4 protein-coding genes are annotated in these 2,866 nt (G+C 45.5%); all 4 read right to left on the minus strand.

All coding sequences use genetic code 11. From position 1 onward, the window contains the following. Positions 1-1,588: DUF1156 domain-containing protein (locus MiAbW_RS18885; RefSeq protein ID WP_151697327.1), on the minus strand; the 1,588-nt coding region annotated here is incomplete at its 3' end. Positions 1,589-1,936: 348 nt separating this feature from the next. Next, on the minus strand, positions 1,937-2,326 hold the full coding sequence (locus MiAbW_RS18890) for a type II toxin-antitoxin system VapC family toxin (RefSeq protein ID WP_002777126.1): 390 nt from the start codon (positions 2,324-2,326) through the stop codon (positions 1,937-1,939). Then, positions 2,323-2,553, minus strand: a complete 231-nt coding sequence (locus MiAbW_RS18895) for a hypothetical protein (protein ID WP_002754174.1) — start codon at positions 2,551-2,553, stop codon at positions 2,323-2,325. Before MiAbW_RS18895 ends, MiAbW_RS18890 begins: the two co-directional genes overlap by 4 nt. 50 nt (positions 2,554-2,603) lie before the next feature. Further along, positions 2,604-2,866 (minus strand): GxxExxY protein (locus tag MiAbW_RS18900; RefSeq protein ID WP_151697328.1); only part of this gene is annotated, 263 nt, incomplete at its 5' end.

A 2,866-nucleotide genomic window follows, 5' to 3' on the forward strand; every position in this document is an offset into this window, starting at 1 on the left:
GACGAGCGAAAGTATTGCGCGTGCTATCACGACTAATATCCCAGCTACAAATCGTAGAGTTTCGATCAGAAAGTCTATCCACTCCAAAAGCCAAATAAGTCGCCACCGCATCCCCATAAGCCGTCGCACCTATTCCCCCATCATTAAGAGGTAAATCATCATCAGGGATTCCTGCGGCTACTGCATCAGCTTTAATCTTTTCTCTGGCTTCACTTACTAAATCGCTAAAAGTGGTGAGGGCGACGAGTTGACGGGGAGTGAATAAATCGGCGTGTTTCGTCATGCCATAACCTTGTACGCGGAAGCCTAACGCCTGTTCTGGTAAATTTGAATCAGGTTTCCATTCAGGCTGTGCTTTTTTAGCGATACATTCCTGTTCCTCATCAGGAGAAAGATAAACCCTTCCCGCTTTTCCTTCAGCGACAATAGCCATTAACTGAGAATCCATCCGTCCAGCCTTACCTTCCCTACGGATATGATCAAAAGGAACAGGAGTATTACAAGCGATACAAACTGCACCCTTGCGGTTTACCGTCCCATCTGGGGCCGTACCCTTACCCGTTTTCACCTCAAAGCGGATTTTGGGTGGCACCACAGAGACACCAAAATCATCCCCCTTTGTGTCCTCAGTGCCTTTGTGGTTAAAATCCCCCTCAGTGCCTTTGTGGTTAAAATCCCCCACAATAGGCTCAACCCAAGCCTCCTTACCCTTCTTCGTCGAAAGCGAGAACTTATTAACCAGAGGCATCTGACAGCCACAGGCCGGATTAGGACACCGCACCGTCCTGGCCCAAAGCCAAGCAATCACCTTAGTGTCCTTTGTGCCTTTGTGGTTGGTTTCCACCATCGGATAAAGATAGCCAATCCTTTTAAAAGCCTCATCCCGCATCCACTGACCGTAATAGCGCACATCTGCGGCCAATCCCTGGGCCCCTTCCCAGGAAGAAATCTTTTGTTTTTGGCGAGAATCGGGATTAACCGGCGGTTTATCCTTAAACTTGGGCGGAATCTCGATTAAAGCCTTAGTAATCAACACCGCCACGGGATTGAGGTCACTACCGTGGGCCTGCAACCCCAAGCGCTGGGCCTCAAGAGGAATGGAACCACCACCACAAAACGGGTCATAGGCGGGGGGGGCATATTTAGCGATATAATCCCGTATAGCATCAGGTTTAGTGGGGGGTTCTTCCCCACGTTCCCAAGCCAAACAGCGAGCAATTTCTCGCTGTGCTTCTAGCAATACTGCTGAGTTAGGCTGGTTAATCTCATCCCAAGATACCAAACCTCTAACCACCTGCTTAATGTTGCCTTTTTTGTCCTTTTCAAGGTCAATCCTACCCAAAATATCAAACAATCGCTGCCGTTCCCGATTCTGTGCTTCTTCCGTGGGAAATTTCTCTGGCCAACTGGAAGGATCATCCACCAAAGAAGCCCATAAAACCGCCCTAGTTGTAGCCAAAGGTTTCCGGGACCACCAAAGATGTAGAGTAGAGGGATGACCGTGCCGAATCGACTTTTCCCGCGCTGATTCGACGTTAATGGCTTCTAGGGGTAGGGCCACTTCAATGAGTTTTTTACGGTAGGTCATGGGAGATAAAAGAACCACAAAGGCACAAAGGACACAAAGGTTTAGTTGAGCTTAAGTAATTGTTTGAGAGCTTTCTCTACAATACTTCGATCGGTCATAAATCACTGTAGGCATATTCATCAGCTTGTATTTTGTAAGTATTCATAATTGAGACTCTTGAGATAAGGAACCACAAAGGCACAAAGGACACAAAGGAAGGGTTGTTTATTGGGGAGAGGGTTTGTATTCGTTGGCTGGTCCGTAATCTTTGGACAGGAGGTGACTAGACGATTGTAGGCGATCGCATCGGTAGTCCAATTTTTTCTGGCGCATAAGCTATAAATAGGCGAGTTCTTTCGCTAAAAGGAATCACTTAAGCGTGTTTACGTCGGGGTAGGCAAGTATTTTTTCATCTACTGTCAGGAGGGGACAATTGTGAACCTTCGCTGTGGCGACAATAATTTGGTCGGCTGGATCGTTATGAAATCCAGCAAGTTGAGTTGATTGCACGATAATGGGTAACGTCAGTGGAAGTAATTGAACACCTGGATAAGCGATCGCATAATTGAGCCACTCATCGACCGGATAAGATAACTCCACTCGGTTCTTCTCAACTAATTTAGCAACTTCCCAGCAAGAAAAAATACTAACTCCAAGCTGACTAACCTGATGCTCTAAAATTAATTGTTCTAGCCGTGCTGTGAGACGTGAGCTACTGTCAACCCACCAGAGCCAAATATGAGTGTCCAAAATAATCATTTTAGAACTTCCCAGTCTTCTGGTGGAATAGCTGGTTCAAAGGGATCATCATAACGAAGGACAGAACCTTTCAAGGAATGTATGAGTTTTTCCTGACTAGATGATGACGATGTTTTAGATTGCTCTAAAATAATAATTTCCACCGCATCTCCAGCCTGAAAAGGTAATTCTTTCAATAATACTGTCCCATCTTCAGTTAAAACTGTTTGTATTTTGTAGGTATTCATAATTGAGACTCTTGGGATAAAGAACCACAAAGGCACAAAGGACACAAAGATTAATTGTTGACAAGGCGTTTGATGCCTTGTTTGAGAACGGGAACGTTAAAATTAATCAGTAATCCTAGCCAAAGCCGGCGTAATTTGAGATAGGTTAACAACTGGGCCTCGTGAATGGGGGTAAGTTGTTCAACCGTTTTCAGTTCGACAATAACCAGATTTTCCACCAATAGATCGAGACGATAACCACAATCAAGTTTAACACCGCGATAAATCACTGATTGAGGAACTTGACGCTCCACCGCTATCCCCCTATCCAATA

Source organism: Microcystis aeruginosa NIES-4325, from assembly GCF_008974145.1.
In the GTDB taxonomy this organism is placed as follows: Bacteria; Cyanobacteriota; Cyanobacteriia; order Cyanobacteriales; family Microcystaceae; genus Microcystis; species Microcystis aeruginosa_G.